Origin of the sequence: Pseudoalteromonas sp. CH_XMU1449-3, assembly GCF_037027245.1 — a bacterium.
In the GTDB taxonomy this organism is placed as follows: Bacteria; Pseudomonadota; Gammaproteobacteria; order Enterobacterales; family Alteromonadaceae; genus Pseudoalteromonas; species Pseudoalteromonas shioyasakiensis.
The window spans coordinates 296,579-315,331 of record NZ_JAYMDY010000003.1 but is presented as its reverse complement, the minus strand read 5'-3'; the positions used below and the strand labels follow the sequence as shown (position 1 = coordinate 315,331).

Annotated in this window: 16 protein-coding genes and 1 pseudogene; 15 read left to right on the top strand and 2 right to left on the bottom strand. The window is 40.3% G+C overall.

Going from position 1 to position 18,753, the window contains the following annotated elements:
• The first annotated feature begins 6 nt into the window (after positions 1-6).
• From WA256_RS06305 to WA256_RS06250, 12 genes and pseudogenes are all read left to right on the top strand, one after another.
• The gene (locus WA256_RS06305; RefSeq protein WP_335989830.1) at positions 7-1,218 is read left to right on the top strand and encodes a sensor histidine kinase; all 1,212 of its coding nucleotides are present in this window, start codon (positions 7-9) and stop codon (positions 1,216-1,218) included.
• On the top strand, positions 1,215-1,748 hold the full coding sequence (locus WA256_RS06300; protein ID WP_335989828.1) for a response regulator transcription factor: 534 nt from the start codon (positions 1,215-1,217) through the stop codon (positions 1,746-1,748). The genes WA256_RS06305 and WA256_RS06300 overlap by 4 nt, the downstream gene beginning before the upstream one ends.
• Positions 1,749-1,900: 152 nt before the next feature.
• Positions 1,901-2,305, top strand: a complete 405-nt coding sequence (locus WA256_RS06295) for a DUF1761 domain-containing protein (RefSeq protein ID WP_054563975.1) — start codon at positions 1,901-1,903, stop codon at positions 2,303-2,305.
• Positions 2,306-2,344: 39 nt separating this feature from the next.
• Positions 2,345-2,595: pseudogene (locus WA256_RS06290) on the top strand (hypothetical protein).
• Between the two features lie 112 nt (positions 2,596-2,707).
• Entirely contained in the window at positions 2,708-3,175 is a 468-nt protein-coding gene (locus WA256_RS06285; protein WP_335989825.1) for a hypothetical protein, read from the top strand.
• A 158-nt stretch (positions 3,176-3,333) separates the two neighbouring features.
• Positions 3,334-3,603 (top strand): CBU_0592 family membrane protein, encoded by a 270-nt coding sequence (locus tag WA256_RS06280; RefSeq protein ID WP_054563978.1) that lies wholly within the window; start codon positions 3,334-3,336, stop codon positions 3,601-3,603.
• Between the two features lie 147 nt (positions 3,604-3,750).
• The gene (locus tag WA256_RS06275; RefSeq protein WP_335989822.1) at positions 3,751-5,769 is read left to right on the top strand and encodes a TonB-dependent receptor plug domain-containing protein; all 2,019 of its coding nucleotides are present in this window, start codon (positions 3,751-3,753) and stop codon (positions 5,767-5,769) included.
• 23 nt (positions 5,770-5,792) lie between these two features.
• Positions 5,793-7,532 carry a sensor histidine kinase gene (locus tag WA256_RS06270; RefSeq protein WP_335989820.1) on the top strand — a complete coding sequence of 580 codons (1,740 nt, stop codon included), beginning with the start codon at positions 5,793-5,795 and terminating at the stop codon, positions 7,530-7,532.
• Complete coding sequence (locus tag WA256_RS06265; RefSeq protein WP_130167551.1) at positions 7,529-8,899, top strand: sigma-54-dependent transcriptional regulator; 1,371 nt, start codon at positions 7,529-7,531, stop codon at positions 8,897-8,899. Before WA256_RS06270 ends, WA256_RS06265 begins: the two co-directional genes overlap by 4 nt.
• 213 nt (positions 8,900-9,112) lie before the next feature.
• Positions 9,113-10,072, top strand: coding sequence for a porin (locus tag WA256_RS06260; protein ID WP_063528897.1), 960 nt, complete (start codon positions 9,113-9,115; stop codon positions 10,070-10,072).
• Positions 10,073-10,129: 57 nt separating this feature from the next.
• The gene (locus WA256_RS06255; RefSeq protein ID WP_240701534.1) at positions 10,130-11,560 is read left to right on the top strand and encodes an SLC13 family permease; all 1,431 of its coding nucleotides are present in this window, start codon (positions 10,130-10,132) and stop codon (positions 11,558-11,560) included.
• Positions 11,561-11,751: 191 nt separating this feature from the next.
• A complete protein-coding gene (locus WA256_RS06250) occupies positions 11,752-13,107 on the top strand; it encodes a coniferyl aldehyde dehydrogenase (protein ID WP_335989864.1) in 1,356 nt (451 codons plus the stop codon).
• 19 nt (positions 13,108-13,126) lie between these two features.
• Here the strand turns inward: WA256_RS06250 and WA256_RS06245 are convergent, their stop codons facing one another.
• Positions 13,127-13,849, bottom strand: coding sequence for a tetratricopeptide repeat protein (locus tag WA256_RS06245; protein ID WP_335989815.1), 723 nt, complete (start codon positions 13,847-13,849; stop codon positions 13,127-13,129).
• 546 nt (positions 13,850-14,395) lie between these two features.
• Here WA256_RS06245 and WA256_RS06240 point away from each other — a divergent pair.
• Positions 14,396-15,244 (top strand): DUF6279 family lipoprotein, encoded by an 849-nt coding sequence (locus WA256_RS06240; RefSeq protein ID WP_335989813.1) that lies wholly within the window; start codon positions 14,396-14,398, stop codon positions 15,242-15,244.
• A gap of 224 nt (positions 15,245-15,468) precedes the next feature.
• Positions 15,469-16,500 carry a GGDEF domain-containing protein gene (locus WA256_RS06235; RefSeq protein WP_250660630.1) on the top strand — a complete coding sequence of 344 codons (1,032 nt, stop codon included), beginning with the start codon at positions 15,469-15,471 and terminating at the stop codon, positions 16,498-16,500.
• A 21-nt stretch (positions 16,501-16,521) separates the two neighbouring features.
• Here WA256_RS06235 and WA256_RS06230 read toward each other — a convergent pair whose 3' ends face one another.
• Positions 16,522-17,466: a LysR family transcriptional regulator gene (locus WA256_RS06230; RefSeq protein ID WP_055199166.1), complete on the bottom strand. Its 945-nt coding sequence runs from the start codon at positions 17,464-17,466 to the stop codon at positions 16,522-16,524.
• A gap of 118 nt (positions 17,467-17,584) precedes the next feature.
• Here WA256_RS06230 and WA256_RS06225 point away from each other — a divergent pair, with 118 nt between their 5' ends.
• The gene (locus tag WA256_RS06225) at positions 17,585-18,751 is read left to right on the top strand and encodes an efflux RND transporter periplasmic adaptor subunit (protein ID WP_062565532.1); all 1,167 of its coding nucleotides are present in this window, start codon (positions 17,585-17,587) and stop codon (positions 18,749-18,751) included.
• Positions 18,752-18,753 lie beyond the last annotated feature (2 nt).

The window sequence follows — 18,753 nt, the reverse complement described above, 5'->3', positions numbered from 1 at the left end:
TCCGTTATGCAAACCGATCCGGCGATCAGTCGCCTACTAATTTTAAGAAGCGCCGCAATCGCCGTGCAGTTTGTTGCTGTGATTGCAGTGTATTTTCTTTTTGAATACCAAATCCCCTTACTGCCTTTACTTGCTGTAATTTGTATTGAAGCAATCTTTCAGCTGTTAAGTATATTCGCTTACCGAAATGTCACGAAAGCAAGGCCAGCAGGTGTGTTAATGCAGTTGACAGCCGACTTATTGTTTTTAACTATTTTGCTCTCCTTAAGTGGTGGAGCAACAAATGCATTTGTTTCGTTATTACTGTTACCGATAATGATAGCGGCGGTGACTGTTAATGCGAAAGGGCTTGCTTACACAGCAGTGCTGGCAATCGCCGCTTATAGTTTTTTACTGATAAAAATGCCCGAACACACCATGCACCAAATGCAGATGACTCATCATTTTATTGGTATGTGGATTAACTTTGTTATCAGCGCCATCGTTATTGCCTTTGTAATTGGCACATTAAACAGCACGTTAAGAGCCAGAGAAGCTACTATTTCCCATACCCGCGAGCAACAATTAAGGCATGAGCAATTATTAACGCTTGATGGCGCTGCCGCACAAGTAACGCATCAACTTGCAACGCCGATAGCAAACTTACAGCTGTTATTTGAAGAGCTACAAGAGCAACAAGCTGATGACCCCATTGTGCACGAAATGGCCAAGCCATTAGCTCAGTGTAAAGAGCAACTTGCTCATTTTAGGTCACTTTCAAATGCACTAAGAACCGGTGAAACACAACAAGTGATTAGTGCTAAAACACTACAAAACACTATTCAAGATGCGATGACACTGCATTTTCCTGAGCAAAGCTTACAGTGGCTAAATGACGCCCCTGATTGTTCGATTTTAAGTGATGCCATGCTGTTACCGGCTATTTTAAACTTGTTGCAAAACGCCGTATCGGCAAATAACCATAATCAGCAACACAACATCGAAGCTAAATGGCAAATCGATGAGCAAACACTTTCATTGTCGTTACGTGATTTCGGTCAAGGATTTAGCGAGCAACAAATGGCATCATTAGGCGGTCAGCTCATGCCAAGTAGCGATGGAATGGGAATGGCAGTTATGCTTTCTAATGTAACCTTAGAGCGCTTAAATGGCTCATTAACACTAAGTAATCACCCACAGCAAGGCGCGATTGCGATGGTTAGTTTAAAAATTGTATGAAACTTTTAATTATTGAAGACGATGTTAACCTAGCCAGCACGCTTGCGAGGCGCTTTACAAAACAAGGCTTCACATGTTCACTTGCTCATAACGCTGAGCAAGCTTTACAAAAAACAACCACTTTTGAGGCAAGCCACTTTCTGGTAGATTTAAAACTTGGGGATGATAACGGCCTTGCGCTAATTAAACCTTTAAGAGAACAATTTCCTTCAGCTCGTATCGTATTGCTCACGGGGTTTGCCAGTATTGCCAGTGCAGTAGAAGCAATAAGATTAGGAGCAGATGACTACTTACCAAAGCCTGTCGATTTCAATTCATTATTAAAAACAATCTTGGGTGATGTTGAAGCTGGTGCCTCATCGGTAAACCCAGAGTCAAGCCAAATAATGTCGCCAGAGCGTCTTGAGTGGGAGCATATTCAACATGTATTGCATAGCAACAATGGTAATATCTCTGAAACTGCGCGCCAACTGAATATGCACAGAAGAACCCTACAACGTAAATTACAGAAAAAACCCGTACAACACTAAATTGATTGTTTATTAAACTGAAATAATTCTGTGGTTAATCCTAAAGTATGGTTTAGATATTAATAGGTACAAAACTCAGCCTTTTTGATTTGCTGCATCGCTGATCCTTAACTAAAGTCAAATTAAACCTGTTAGTTGTATGAGTCTGGCGTATGCATTTTTCAGAACTTAATTACTTCGCGATCTTTTTTGCTGCCCTTGCATCTTTCTTATTGGGCGCTGTGTGGTATTCACCTTGGCTTTTTAAACGTATTTGGATGGAAAGCTGTGGTTTAACTGAACTTGACCTACAGAGTATTAACCCAGTTATGGTGTTTGGCGGCAGCTTTGTTTTATGTTGTTTAATTGCATTTAGTTTATCGTTATTTATTGGCGCAAATGTCAATGTGGGAGTAGCTGTTGGCACAGGGTTTATTATTGGCTTGTGCTGGGTTAGCTGTGCTTTAGGGATTGGCTATATTTTTGAACAACGCCCATTAAAATTGTTCTTAGTTAATGCAAGTTATTCAATATTACAGTTTTCTGTTATCGGCTTAGTTTTGGGGCTCTGGCCCTAACATGTTAAGGTAAGGTTTTATTTTAGCAATGTAGTTGTAATGGCAAAACCAAACAAAAAAGCCCGACCAAAACAGTCGATATTTTTTGCTCACAATGTAAAACCCAATTATTTAAATACCGCAAAGGTGGAAAAGGAGCGTTGGTTAAATGTTTTGTTGAACGTATTAGCCAAGACTTTACCAATGAAACAGGTATCTGCCCTGACTGCCAACGTCAATTCGCCCGCGAAACAATGATCCGCGGTGCACCTGCTCTAAAAATTATCGGTGGTAAGGTAACGCATAAGTAGATTAGTATTTGCCACATTTTTGATGTTTAATTTAATGTTAGTTAAAGAGTATTAATACCATTTCTGTAAATTGGCTTTACTGGGAAACAAAATCAACAAGGAAAACATTAACTTGGTTAAACATGCATTTGCTGCTTTGCTTATGGTTTTTGGCGTTTTGCCCATTTTGACTTCATGTGGAGAGGTAGCTTCTCATACAAAAATAAACAACAATGAATATGTGTTCGTAAGAGCTATAAACCCAAGCGATAACCTATACAAATATGGCGCATTTAGACTTAAGCCTATAAAAAATGAAGCTAATGTCGTTAAATTCGATTGGATTACTGTAGAGTCCTCAAACAGCATATTGAAAATAGAAAGTGACACTACTCATTTAGGCAAATCATCCTTTTATGTGGCAAATGGTCTAAAGTTTGATGTTTTTTACCTTTCTTTATCTATTGCTGATCAAGCCTCTTGGTGGGTAAATGAAGTGCCTGCGGAGTTTAAAACCATGTATACCACTGAATTTTGTCAATCATCTTTTACAAAGCTAGAGCAGCTTAACCATGAAGATCTGAGTATTTGCTTTGAGTAAATATTAACTGTAATTAAGATACGGACATTTATCCTCGTTTATCCCTCATGCTCTGATACTATTGACCGGTTTGCTGTTTCAATGAATGAAAACAACCCTCCCCATGGATTGGGCCAGTTGTATGGGTATAAACACATGAACAAAATGGATTCACGCACGTGATAGCACTTTTATTTGATATTATTGGCATGACAGGCACATTCTTAGTGGTTGGTGCTTTCTTTTTATTACAACTGAATAAAGCATCGCCAACCGGTCTTGTGTATAACATGATGAACTTAACAGGTGCGATTCTGTTACTGATTAGTCTTTGTTATAACTTTAACCTTGCTAGTTTTGTTATCGAAATTTTCTGGATAGCGGCGTCACTTATTGGTTTATATAAGTACATCAAGGCAAAGCGTACTGCTAATGTTGAAACAGCTTAAATAAGCTTGGCTCAATAAAATTAAAACCCATTTTTAGCTGAAAGTGGGTTTTTTTGTATCTACTTCCGAGAAGTCTTCAACTAAAACTATAAAAACATTGCAAGCTTGCCAATCTTTTGTATTAATAGTGTAAACAAGGTGTTGCTTTTGCAGCATTGGCTATTAGTACAGGTATCTCGCAGCGTGAAGCTTTTAAGATGTTCAGCACTTTTTTCAATTGCAGTTGCCTCAACCATTCCAATGGTTGCAAATGCGACTGACGAGCAAGACTTATTCTCTTTAAGTTTTGAAGACTTGCTTAATGTGCAAGTCGATATTGCTAGTAAAACCAGCGAAACCTTGTCATCTGTTCCTTCAACCATGAGTGTATTTAGCCGTAAACAAATTCAAGCACTTGGTGTTGATAACGCTTATGAAGTAATGAATTTTGTGCCAGGTATGCAATCAACCCGTGGCGATTGGGTGGGTGCTGTGCCTAAAGATCATGCTCGGGGTGTATATCTTGATAGCGGTAATGTGCTGGTGATGATCAATGGTGAGCGTGTCAATGAATCATCATTTGGTAAAGCCTCTGTTTACATGCCTTATATTCCTATTGAAATCATTGAAAAAATAGAGTTTATTCGCGGTCCGGGCTCGGCGCTGTATGGCAGTAATGCGTTTTTAGGGGTGATGAATATTGTTACCTCTAAAGAGCGAAATACACTGCAACTTGTGGTTGGCAATAATGGTCGCTACGGGGCAACAGGGCAATTCAATACCTCTTTAAGTGATGATACCGCACTCTTTGCGAGTTTTTCGTATGATCAAAAAGACGGCGAAAGCTACCCGCAAGGAGTAAAAGATCCTCTTGAGGCGCTTTACCTAGAAGCAGGTGTTGATTACAAAAAGCTGCAATTACGTGCTCGTTACAACGAAACCTCTCTTGATGAATTTTTAAACCTTGCCGGCTATTCAACGCAAAATCAACACACCAGTGATAACACTTTTGTTGGTGTTAAATATAACTGGATTAATAACGATAAGTTAAAGCTAGATTCTAGTTACTCGTACACTAAACATAATATCTCAAGTGCTGGTTTAATCGCTGCGTTTGACGATATACCTGACTTTTTACTTGGTCCAGCTTGGCAAACGACCGATAGCAAATTTGAGACTGAACTGAGTTATCAATTTGAAAATCAATGGCAGCTTGCAGCGGGTATAGAATACGCAGAGGCTAAACAGGTCGAAGCTGGGGTGCGTACTAATTACTATGATGATGAGTCGATGTTAGTCATTATTGACCCCGCTTATTATCAGCAAGGTATTGTGACGGTGACGGACTTTCCTGAATTTGCATCACTTAAATATACATTCGAAACATATAGCGCCTACGGGCAGTTAAAAATACCTTATTCAGATGCACTTACTTTATTTGTAGGGGCACGATATGACGATGTGAAAGACATCGACAGTAAACTTTCGCCTCGCCTTGCAGGCGTTTATGTAATAAACCCAGAGCATACCGTTAAACTGCAATATGGCGAATCGTTCAGAACCCCGGTTACGAATGAGCTTTTTTCAAATGATGATGTCACCGTAGGTAACCCGTCACTTCGCTCTGAATCGGTAAAAACCACTGAGCTTGTTTGGCATTATCAAACTTCAGAGTTACAAGCTAATGCGGTGCTTTTTTATAATGAACTCAATGATTTTATAAATATTGAGCCAACGCAATCTAATGATGCCTTGTTTACTTTTACAAACTCATTTAATACTCAAAACAGTGGTATTGAGCTTGATGCTACTTGGCAATCGAGTAAAGAGTTCTCTGTAACAGGTACTTATACGCAATACTTTGAAGACCCAATTAATGCGAGCTTTAAGCGTTTTGCAAGCTTAGTGAGTAGTTATAATTTATCTGACAGCTGGCAAGTGAGTTTAAACCTACTATGGCGCGATAAAGTTGAGGTAAGTTCGGTAACGGGTGCTCACTTTAAACAGTCTGCCTATAGTTTATTGGGTGGCAGCTTAAAATGGCAGCTAAACGCTAACAGCCAACTAATGCTTAAAGCAGAAAACCTGTTAGGTAAAAAATATAATGTGTTTGATCCACGAATGGGCAATGGCGCTGTCGCTGGTACAACAGAAGATTTATCGTTACACTACCAGTTCAATTTCTAGTTGCGCTGCTCTCAAAGGTTTGAATGTCGTCATTAAGTAAAAAGTTAGTTATTGCAGGTGCAATGCTTTTATTGTTGCTTGTATTAGTTTTTTACGTCGGACGCGCTCACGACTATCAACAAGCAGAGCAACAAAGCCGTGTTCAAGCTACTCAGTTAAGTCATTATTTTTCAAGCGAATTAGCCCGATTTAAAACAATTCCGACCTTAGTGAGTGCCAATGATTTAGTTAAATCTTTTGTGGTTAAGCAAGGTATAGGCGAGCAAGCCGTTAATTATTATTTAGAAGATATTCAACGTGCCAGTGGTGCATCAGATGTCTATTTAATGGATTTAACAGGCTCGGTGGTGGCAAGTAGTAACTGGCAGGTTGATTACACCTTTTTGGGCAGTAATTTTGCTTTTCGGCCTTATTTTTATTTAGCCAAGCAAGGTGAAAAAGTAGCTTATTTTGCTTTAGGTATGCGCTCAAGTGAGCGGGGCATTTACTTTTCAGAGCCGGTTATTGATAAAGGTAAAGTTATTGCCGTTGTTACCTTAAAAGTGAATGCGAAAAAGTTTGAACAAGACCGACAGCTACTTAATGCATCAGACAGCACTCACTTTTATATCGCATTAGAAGATAGCGTTATTGTGATGTCAGACGTTGAGGATTGGCGATTAAAGTCACTTGAATTGCTTAACGACGAACAAATGGCTGCTTTGGTTAAGTCGCGCCGCTACTTGTCTCATAAACCGAGTTTACTTAATCATAATCATAAGTCTTTAAGTGAACAAACCGCACAGCAAAATATTCAGCTTAATGGCAAGCAAGCGCGCTTTATTAGCGCCTCCGAAACAATAGATATTATAAACGCCAAAGCCAGTGTGCTGGTGGATGTAACTAATGTGGAGCTTGCGCAAATACCTCGACTGCTTTGGTTTAGTGTGTTTTATGCTATTGCTGTTGTGCTTATTCATATGGCGATGGTGCGCTTTGCGGGCTACAAAAAGCTCTTGTTTTCAAGACATAGCCTTGAGCAAGAAGTAATTGAACGAACCCAAGCGCTCGAAAAAGCGCAAAAAGCACTGATCCAAACAGCTAAGCTTGCAACGATAGGTCAATTAAGTGCGGGCATTAACCATGAAATCAATCAGCCCTTAAGTGCCATGAACACTTATTTAGTAAGTGCAAAGAGGCTGCTTATTAAAGGCAATATTGAGCAAGCCAGCGAAAATTTAGTGCTGGTGCAATCCCTAATAGAGCGTGTTCACAAAATTGTCGCTCAGCTTAAGCATTTTAGTAAACCCGCACAAACCCAACTTAGGCAGCAAAGCTTAGCGAGCATGTTAAAAAATGCGTTAATGATCGCCAGCGCCCAGTTAAAGCAAGACGATATCGAGGTAAAAGCTGCTGATATTGATGCAAACATAACGGTGTGGGTCGACAGCGTTAAGTTTGAACAAGTATTGGTCAACGTGATCACCAATGCCAGCCAAGCTATGAGTGAATCTGAAAAGCGTGAATTGAGTTTCGACCTCGAACTATCCGACGACCGCGTTAAGCTATCAATTCTTGATACAGGCCCAGGTATTGATCAACATGCATTGGGTAACATCTTTGAGCCATTTTACAGTACTAAAACCAGCAACGGTTTGGGTTTAGGTTTATCTATTTCACGACAAATTATCGACTCATTTAACGGTCGATTATCGGCGCATAACCGCCCTGAAGGCGGCGCACAATTTATAATAACCTTACAAACAAATAAGGAACCATCATGAGTGTAGTTGCAGCGACCTGTAATCAGGTAATCGTTATTGATGACGAAGCGGTGATACGCGATTCATTAAAGCAACTCCTTGAGATTGAAGGTTATCAAGTTCAGTGTTTTAGTGAGCCAACTGCGGCACTTTCAAAATTAAGTCGTCGTTTTGAAGGGATCGTTTTAAGCGACATAAACATGCCAAAAATGGACGGTTTGGCATTTTTAGAACAAGTGAAAGCCTTTGATAGTGAACTACCGGTTATTTTTCTGACTGGCTTTGCTGATGTATCAGTTGCCGTTAAAGCCATGCAGCTTGGCGCTTATGATTTATTCGAAAAACCACTGACCGAGCAATTGTTAGACTGTATCGCGCGAGCTTCAGAAAAACGTGCCTTAGTGATGGAAAACCGAGCCTTAAAAATCGCAGTAGAAAAAACCTCTGCGCCCGGTGTGCGAATTTTAGGTGAAACTGAGCAAATGCAGCAAATGATGCATTTACTCAATGCAGTTATCGATACTCCCGCTGATGTTTTAATAGAAGGTGAAACTGGCACAGGTAAAGAATTAGTTGCCCGTTACTTACATGATCAAAGTAACAGATCAGCGGCTAATTTTGTTGCCATAAACTGCGGCGCAATCCCCGAACAGCTAATCGAAAGCGAACTCTTTGGTGCAGCCAGTGGTGCATACACAGGTGCTACGCAATCTCGCCAAGGTAAGTTTGAATTTGCTAAAGGCGGTACTGTCTTTTTAGATGAAATAGAGTCAACGCCTGCAAGTTTACAAGTAAAGTTATTAAGGGTGCTTGAAGAGCGTAAAGTAACGCCTGTAGGTGATAACCACGCCATTGATTTAGACGTGCGTATAGTTGCAGCTACAAAAGTAGACTTAATGACACTGGTCGAAGCGGGGGAGTTTAGAGCCGATTTATATTACCGCTTAAACTTAGTTAAAGTGAGTATTCCGGCATTACGAGACAGAAAGGCCGATATTCCACTGCTGTTTAAACATTTTAGCTCGATAGCAGCGACACGTTTTCATAAACCGCCTGCACCACTAAGTAGTGAAGCAAAGCAGCGACTTCTTGCCTACGATTGGCCGGGTAATGTGCGAGAGCTTAGAAATCAGGCTGAACGTGCGGTATTGCTAGGCTCTGATCTGGCCTTTGCCTCGTACAGTGATGCAAACAGTGACAACGAGCTTGCTCAAGACCTAAGCCTTGCCGAGAAAATTAGCTTTTATGAGCAGTCACTTATCGAAGAAGCGCTAGAACGAAACAACGGCAGCATAAAAGACACCATGGTCACATTACAAATTGCTCGTAAAACTCTTTACGACAAGATGACCAAGTACGGTATTAATCGCGAAATGTTCAAAGACTAAGCAACCCTTTCATTTAAAACTCTTCATAATGGGTGGAACTGGTGACAGCATATTTTTAAAAATGTGTGGATATCCACCCATAAAAAACAGCTTCTTTTACATCAATAAAGTTAATTCACTGTTATTTAGCAGCTTTTTTAAAATTAACTAAGTTGGCAACCAACTTGCCTTAATAGTTAGGAACAACAATTTGAACCTAATAAGGGGCGCATAATGACAACAATATTCACTCATACAAAAACACGCGTAGCGGCGGCTGTGATTTTAGCGAGCACAGCTGGCTCAGCAATGGCAGCAGACTACGCGGTATACGGTAAAGCAGAAGTTCAAATAGCAAACACAGATACAGGCGTTATGCGCTATGCAGATGAAGGTACGCAAATAGAAGCACCTTTTTCTCGTATTGGTATTAAAGGTAGCCACAAACTAACTGAGTCGCTTAAAGCAGTATTCAAATACGAAGTACAAGTAAAAGGCTTTGAACATGACGATACCAGCGAGCCATTTTCAGCTCGTAATACCTACTTAGGCCTTGCAGGTGATTTTGGTGAAGTGGTTGTCGGTCGTAACGACACTCGTTTTAAATACTCAGAAGGTAAAGTCGACGGTTTTAACGAAACCCAAGCAGATATTGCTCAGTTGATCCCAGGTCAAGACCGTATCGGCGATACCATTACCTACAGCTCAAAAACATACGGTGGCGCATCACTTGCGTTAACTTATGCACCTAAAGATGACAGTAGCAACGATGAAGATGGTTTTGCGGCAACGGTTATTTATGGTGACCGTGCATTAAAATCTAAAGACTATTATGTTGCTATCAGCCATGTTGATGCACTTAATAAGTTAACAGCGAGCCGTATTGTTGCAGCATGGAAACTTGATAACCTACAGTTAGCGGGTTTATTCCAGCGCAGCGAATCAACCGACGGTACGAAAGAAGGCAATGGCTATGCACTTAGCGCAAGCTATGCAATCGATAAATGGGTACCTAAGCTGCAATATGTTAAAGACGACTCAAAAATTCGCCATGCTGAAGAAGGTAAACAATGGACAGCAGGTGTTGACTATGTTTTTGATAAACAAACCACAGCATACTTATTCTATACTGATTTAGATTTAGAACTTGAATCAGACAACAGCGTTGCAATTGGCCTTAAATACAAGTTCTAAGGAGTCGGTATGTCATTAGTAAATCAAACAAAAGATGGCTCACAGCCACGCCCATTAATGAGCACAGTGATGTTACTACTGGGCCCATTAGTAATGTTATTAACGTGTTTAATTGATCCACCAGCGGGTATGAGTGTATCAGCACTACGTACCGCAGGCCTTGCATTTTGGATGGCTACTTGGTGGGTAAGCGAAGTTGTGCCAATTCCTGCTACTTCATTATTGCCACTGGTTATATCACCTCTTGCTGGCATTGCAGCAATCAAAGGGGTCGCATCACCTTATGCACACCCTTTGATCTTTTTATTCTTAGGCGGCTTTTTGATCTCAATCGCGATGGAGCGTTGGGGTTTACATAAGCGTATTGCACTTAATACCATGCTTCGTGCTGGTACTAAGCCAAGCCTACAAATTTTAGCCATGATGTTAGTAACGGCATTTTTATCAATGTGGATGTCAAATACAGCAACTGCTGTGATGATGTTACCAATTGCTATGTCGATTACTATGTTGGTTAAACAGTCTAACCCTGAAAATGATCAATTTGGTAAAGCGTTGTTATTATCAATCGCTTATGGTGCAAGTATCGGTGGTATTGCTACTTTAATTGGTACCCCACCTAATGCACTTATGGCTGCGTATTTATCAGACAGCTACAAAATTGATATTGGCTTTGCTGAGTGGATGAAAGTAGGTGTACCTCTTGCAACTGTTATGCTGGCTTTATGTTGGGTTTGGTTAACTAAGTTTGCTTATAAAGTAGATACCGATTGTGCCAAAGCAGCAAGTAAAGATACTAAGTCGTTATTCCTATCGCAGTTACAAGAGCTTGGTGCAATGCAGCGCGCTGAAAAAGGCGTAGCAGCCGTTTTCGTTTTAGCGGCAGTATGCTGGATCTTCAGACCTGTACTTGCCGACTTATCGGGCTTAAAAATCTCTGATACGGGTATTGCTATTGCTGCAGCATTATTATTGTTCGTGTTACCGGCAAACAAAGGTGATGGTGAGCGTATTCTTGATTGGGAAAGTGCCGCTAAAGTACCGTGGGGCGTGTTACTACTATTCGGTGGTGGTTTAACACTGGCTGCGCAAATTAAATCATCTGGTCTTGCTGAATACATTGCTCACATGATTGAAGGGGCGAGTGCAATTCCATTGGTGTTAAGTGTTCTAGCAGTGGCAACCTTAATTACTTTCTTAACTGAGATCACTAGTAACACAGCTACAGCGGCAGGTTTCTTACCACTATTAGGCCCAGTTGCTGAGTCAGTATTTGGTACACCGCTGGTATGGGTCATTCCAGCGGCTATTGCGTGTAGCTGTGCGTTTATGATGCCAGTTGCGACACCGCCTAATGCAATAGTGTTCGGCTCTGGGCAAATTCAAATGCGCGATATGATCCGCTCTGGCTTTGCACTGAACATAATTGCTATTGCGATGATCACTGTAGTTACTATGACTATTGCCGCAGTGGTATTTGGTTTTTAGTTAAGCCTTTAAGTTTTCAACCTATTCCAACCAATAACAGCGCTCACTATGAGCGCTGTTTTTACATTTATAAAGTTGCTCAGATAAATTTAGCTAGTTATAGTGGCTAAAATCGTTTATCAAGAGATGATGTTTTGACAGATATACACGCACAATTACAGAGTGAATTTATAAAACTCAACGATGCTTTTATGGCCGAGCCTTATTTAGCTATTGATCAGCGTATAAAGCTGTTAAAAACGATTAAATCCCGCCTAATTGAAAATGAGCAAGCCCTAGTTGCAGCAACAAGCAAAGACTTTGGTTACCGTACTGAGTTCGATACAGTACTGGGTGATTTACTGCCAACGGTAAAATCATTAACCGACATCATCAAGCGCTTACCCAAATGGTCAAGAAACGAATCACGCAGTGTGGGTATCAGTTTATGGCCTTCATCGGCACATATTCATTACCAACCTAAAGGGGTCGTGGGTGTTATTGCGCCATGGAATTACCCCATTCAATTAGCATTAGTACCGGCTCTTAGCGCATTATCGGCGGGTAATCGCGTGATGTTAAAACTAAGCGAATTTACCCCACATACTAATGCTGTTATTAAGCAGATAATGGACGGTGACGTTACTGAGCACTGTATTATTGTTGAAGGCGAAGCCGGCACCGCGGCGGCGTTTTGTGATTTACCTTTTGCTCATTTACTATTTACTGGCTCAACATCAGTAGGGCGTAAAGTGATGCAAGCGGCCAGTAAAAACCTCACCCCAGTGACCCTTGAGTTAGGCGGTAAATCACCGGTTGTGATTCTTGATGATGTGAATATCAAAGAGGCTGCAAAAACTCTGTTATTTGGCAAGTTAAACAACGCAGGGCAAATATGTGTCGCGCCTGATTATGTGTTTGTGCCCAAAAAGCTTGAGCATCAGTTAGTTCTGCAACTCAGTGAGCTTTATAAAAAGCACTTTAAACAAGGTGTTGAAGGTAAAAACCTCACCTCGATTGTCTCTGATAGGCAATATCAACGTTTAATTGCGACATTAAATGATGCAAAAGACAAAGGGGCTCAAGTGTTCGAGCCAATAGAAGGGCATCAAGTCGATGAACTTAAACATCGCATGGGTTTGCATATTTTAACGCAACTAAATGACGATATGCGGGTAATGCAAGATGAGATCTTTGGCCCTTTACTGCCAATTATGAGTTATGAATCACTGCAACAGGTGATTGACACCATCAATGCCGATTCATCACCTCTTGCCTTGTATATTTTGGGTCATGACAAAGACAAAATAAGTAAGTTAAGTTCATCAATCAGAAGTGGTACATTGGCAATTAACGATGTATTGATGCAAGTAACAGCCGATCAGTTACCATTTGGTGGTATTGGTGAGTCTGGGATGGGGCACTATCATGGTATTGAGGGCTTTAAAACCTTTAGCCATGCACGAAATACCCTGGTATCAGGTAAGTTTAATCCACGTACCAGCTTATTGTTAAAGCAAAATAAGTTGCTGATCAAATTATTAAAATGGATGTACTTGCGCCGTTAAGCGCAAGTACTATGCGTATTTACAGACGCCCGTCAGGTGCGTATAAACCAGCCTGAATTTTTGCATAAATCGCGTCTGCTTTTTCTTTTGCAGCTTCAATTTCTGCAGGCATCATATTGCGCTCATCAAGCTTACGGCTATGGCTTGCATCCATGTTGCCGTTGTATTCAGCAATGGTATTCCAAATGTATGATTTCTCGAGGTTCTTAGGAACACCTAAACCTTCGTAATACATCAATGCCATATTAAACTGAGCAAGAGTAAAGTTATTTGCTGCCGCTTTTTGATACCAGCTGAGCGCTGTACGGTAATCTTGGATTACCCCTTCACCAATGGCGTACATAACCCCTAAATTAAACTGAGCTGCCGGGTGATTTTTTTGTGATGCCATTTCATATAATGAAATTGCTTTTTCTTTATCAAGTTTTACACCTTTACCTTCTTGATAAAGTACACCTAATGCAAACATTGAATCAGCATGTACTTTTTTTACTGCCTTTTCGTACAACTCTGCTGCTTTACGGTAGTCGCGTTGCACACCAAAGCCACCTTCGTACATTTTAGCAAGCTCATACATTGCAGGGGCATAACCTCTGTCTGCAAGGTAATTAAATTCATGAAGCGCTTCTTCAAAACGACCTTCATTTGCCGCTAATTGGGCATCTTCAAGACTGGCATTTGCTAAAGGTGACAAGATTAACGTGCTAGCGAGCAATAGTGATTTAAAATTAGGCTTGATCATAGTCTGCCTCCAAATGTGTGTTAGGTATCAATAACAAAGCATTGAGCTATTGATAAAATGCATTGCCAAACAGCCACTGAGCAAAACATCACTTTTAGTTTAGACCCAACAGCTGCAAATGCCCAATTTATAGACAGCGGCAAGCTTTGCAATTAACAAGTAGGCTTAAGATACAGATTTTACAGAAAAATTAAAGAAATAAAAAAAGCCCGTAGCGGGCTTTTTCGTGTCATATCTACCGTCACCGATATGAGCAATGTAGCAAGTAAAGTGTAACGTTTTATGTCTATGTTTGGGTCGAGGAAACAGGTGACAATCAAGAGTTACGTCTTGAACTAACTTGGTTAAACAGCATCAAAGCCTTTAACAGTTTGATGTTGCTGTGAGAATAGTTTAGCTAACCAAGTTGTTGATAACGATTATTACTTAGGTTTAGCTGTTCGTCAATACTTAAATGATAATTAATTTCATTTAATTGCTATTGCTGAATATTTGTTCTCGGTGGTATGTTTACTTTGTTTTGAAACAGGATTTGAAAAAACTACAATGAAAAAGCTATCAAAGTATCTAATCGTATTTAGTTTGTTGTTCACCGTTGCTGGGTGTTCTCCTAGCTTCACTTACAATAACTTAGGCTGGTTATCAGGATTTTGGATTGATGACTATGTCGATCTCAACAGTGACCAAACTGATAAATTTAAGCATATCGTCAAAACCAGCCGCGATTGGCATCGAGAAACACAACTCCCTTTATACAAACGTGATCTTGAAAGCTTAAAGTCCATGTTAGATAAGCAAGTTGATCATAACGAGCTTAAAGCACACTTCGTACAAGCAAAGCAGCATTGGCAAACGCTGGTTGATAAAATCGAGCCTGAACTTATTGATTTAGCAAACTCTCTTTCATATGAACAGCGAGTTGAGTTTGTTGCTGCACTGCAAGAAAACATTAACGATGAGTACAAAGAACACGAAGAGAAATCGCCTGAGCAACATAAAAAAGAACGTTTAGAAGAAAACCTTGAAAACTATAAAGAGTGGTTCGGTACCAAGCTATCTGCACAGCAACAAACAATGATAGAGAACTCATCAAATACTCGAGTCAGTACATTTTTACTGTGGATGCAATACAAACAAAAGCGTTTAGATACATTAAAAACGCTGTTTATGCAAAAGCAAAAACCAGCAGATTTTAACCAACAACTTGCTGTTATTATTAATGATCGTTTTGCCTTTATGAGCGATGAGTTAGTTGCCGCCGATGATAAAAATCTCGATAACTACGTTAACTTACTATTGGAGCTAAAGCCTACGCTAACCGAAAAACAACGTCGTAACATTCACGATGAGTTTGATGAGTTAATTGAAGAGGTCAGTGACTTGATTAATGATTAGCTGCTAGGTGCTCGCTGTATTTGGACGCGCTGTAAAATCGCTTCCTGTTAGCATCTTGTACCTCATAGCACATTTTATGATTTGAAAATCAAAATTAAAAAGTATTAGTTTTTCTGGTGTTTATGTAAACGTTTGCATTTTTATGCAAGTTTGCTTAATAATTTGTTCCTATAATTCTTGTTTCGCGTTAAAATTAGGCAACTTAAACAATAACGAGAAACCTGATGGATATTGGGGCGCTAAGAGGCACTCAAGCATTACGAAATAACGTTCTTAAATGGATGGGCTTTTGTCTTGGTGTACTTGCAGGAATATTCGCTGGTTTTAATCTTTTTATTAATGACTTTTTTGTTCTTGGGGCATTAGAAGTCGTTTTTGCATCGTTTTGTTTTTATATCTTTTTTTATACTCGAAAACGCAATGGTCATCTTTGGCAATCACTCACATTGTGCGTTTTCTTATCGCTACTCATCACGTTAGGCACGTATCTCAGCGACATTAAAAGTTTGTTGTTTATTTGGACTTGCTCACTACCGGTCTTGTTTTATCTGTTATTAGGTAAACAATACGGCAAAGTTTTGTCGCTGATAGTGGCTGTGCTACAAGGTGTTATTCTATTAACCAAGCCAAGTCTTGAACCTCTCAATAGTGTTAACTTTTTACTTAATTTTTCGTTTACCTACATCAGTATATGGGCGGTGTCTCATACTTTTGAGAATAGTCGTGCACAATACGGTAAGCGGCTCGAAAACTTAGCCTTACTTGATCCTTTAACCGGGGCAGGTAACCGCTTAGCGATGACCCATTATTTTGAAGTTGAGCTAAAAAACAAAAATGGTTTGTTTATTTTAATGCTAGACCTTGATTACTTTAAGAATATTAATGATCAATACGGCCACGATGTGGGCGACCGCATTTTAATTGAAGTAACCAGTTTCTTCAGGCAGCGCATTAACAGAGGCTATGTTTTTCGTATTGGTGGTGAGGAGTTTGCTATCTTCTTACCTGACAGCGACCCGCAAAGTGCCTATGAATTTGCAGATATGCTGCGCGAGCACTTAGCAACAACCATCCACAACATAGACGAGCAAGCTATTAATTTGACTATTAGTATTGGTGTGGCTTGCTACATGCCAAATCAAACCCTAAAAAACTTTATTAAGCGTGCTGACGATGCACTATACCAAGCAAAACAGCAAGGCCGAAATAGAGTGGTAACGGCTTATGAATTAAGCAAACAAAATAAAGCGAGTTAGTGGCTATTCAAGCTTAGCAAGTTAGCCTTTGTACATAGTGTCAAAGTCAGGGATGTTTGCTTCCCACACTGGAATATCTTTGCCTATGTATTCACGCATAGCATCAAAGAATAAACGTGTTCTTACTGGTAAGTCTCTGTGTGGGTAAACTGCATACACCGCACTGTAATCGAGTAATTCCATATCGGTTAAAATAGGTACGAGATCGCCACGTTTAACTTCATCATCAAGAATAAAAGCCGGTGCTAGCACATAAGCATTGCCTGAGATAGCCTTCATCAAAAGTACTTCGGCATCGTTCGCACGAAAGACGCTTTTGATATTTTGTTCAATAATATCGCCATCGGCATTACGATAACGAATACCGCCAATGCGTTTACTTGGGCTTGAATAGCTAGCAGCAGGTAATTCTTTTAAGTCTTCAACATGTTTAGGCATACCGTATGTTTCGATGAACTCAGGTGAGGCTAAAAGTAACATACGGTTGCGGGCGATTTTACGAGCAATGAATGACGAGTCTTTTGGTTCGCCAACACGAAACGCTAAATCATAGCCCTCTGATACTAAATCAATCAGTCTGTCGTCTAAACGAAGCTCTACTTCAACTTGCGGAAAACGTTTTTGAAAGTCATTAATTACAGGCTGAATATAACGCTTACCGATAATACTTGATGAAGTAATTTTTAAAGTACCACGGGGTTCTTGGTGGTAATTCTCTGCAAGTCTTACGGTATCAGATAACAAATCTCTCAGTTCAGCTGCTTTTTTTACCATTTCAGCGCCAGCGGCAGTCAACGAAAAAGAGCGCGTGGTTCGATTAAGTAAACGCACTCCTAATTCATCTTCAAGACGGCTAATTTGTTTTGAAATGACAGAACGGTCTATATTTCTAGACTCTGCGGCCTTGGCAAATGAGCCTCGTTCAATCACTTCAAGCAACATTAATAAGCGGCTGGTGGTATCCATAGCAGTTCCTTAAACTTTATTGGTGCCATTCTGGCATTAATGAATTTAAAAATCTATCATTTTTATCCGCTAATTAGTTCCGTAACATTGTCTCCAATCTATCAACAGGAGAGTCGTGATGAACAAATCTATTCTTGCAGTGGCAGTGACCATTGCGAGCTTAACGCTTGCAGGATGTGGCACAGAAGCCAATCAAGCAGCGCAGCAACAGCAATTACAACCAATCGATGTAGCACAAGTGCTTGTTAAGCCGGTACAAAATTGGCACACCTATACAACGCGTTTAGAGGCTCCACAAGAAGTTGCGCTTATGCCGCGAGTTTCGGGTGTTATCGATAAAATTAACTTTAAAGAAGGTGACAGCGTTAAAGAAGGTGATTTGCTTTTCACCCTTGATGCTCGTCCATTTGCTGCCGTAGTAGATAGCTTAAAGGCACAAATCGAAAGTGCTAAGGCAGCACTTGAGCAAGCTAAAAGTGAAGCAAAACGCGCAGATCGCTTAACAGAGCGAAAAGCGATTTCAACGGAGCAAGCTGAGTCTCGTAAATCAACACTAAGACAACGCGAAGCACAATTGCTAGCACTACAAGCTGAGCTTACTGCCGCTGAGCTTGATTTAGCATTTACGCAAGTGCGTTCGCCAATTGATGGCGTTGTATCTCGCGCGAATATCACCAAAGGTAACAATGTTCTTGCAGGTCAAAGCGTATTAACAAGCATTGTTTCAAACCAGCAAATGTATGCTTATTTTGATATTGATGAGCGTACGTGGAATCGGTCATTTGCTGATGTGACAGCGCAAAGTGAACAAGCGGTTGTGATGCAAAAAGTGGGTCAAACCAGCTTTAACTACAATGGCAAAATCAACTTCATTGATAACCAAATCAACGAAACTACCGGCACTCTTCGTGTACGTGCAGTGTTTGAAAACGATGAACAACAATTACGTGCAGGTTCATTTGCTCGTATCAAACTTGCTGCCAATAAAGTGAGCGAAAAAGTCATCGTGCCAGAACGTGCAATTGGTACTGATTTAAAGAATCGCTTTGTACTTACCGTAGGTGAAGGCAATGTTCTTGAATATAAATTAGTGACTGTGGGTGAGCGTTACGGAAGCTTACGAGCGATTACGTCAGGTCTAAACGAAAATGATGTGATTGCTGTTAATGGCCCGGCGCGTGTTGGTCCTGGTATGCCTATTTCACCAAACACAGTCACTATTAATAGCGATGGAATTGCATTCACTCTTTCAAATAATCACTCAGATTTGGTTGCTAAACAGTAGGT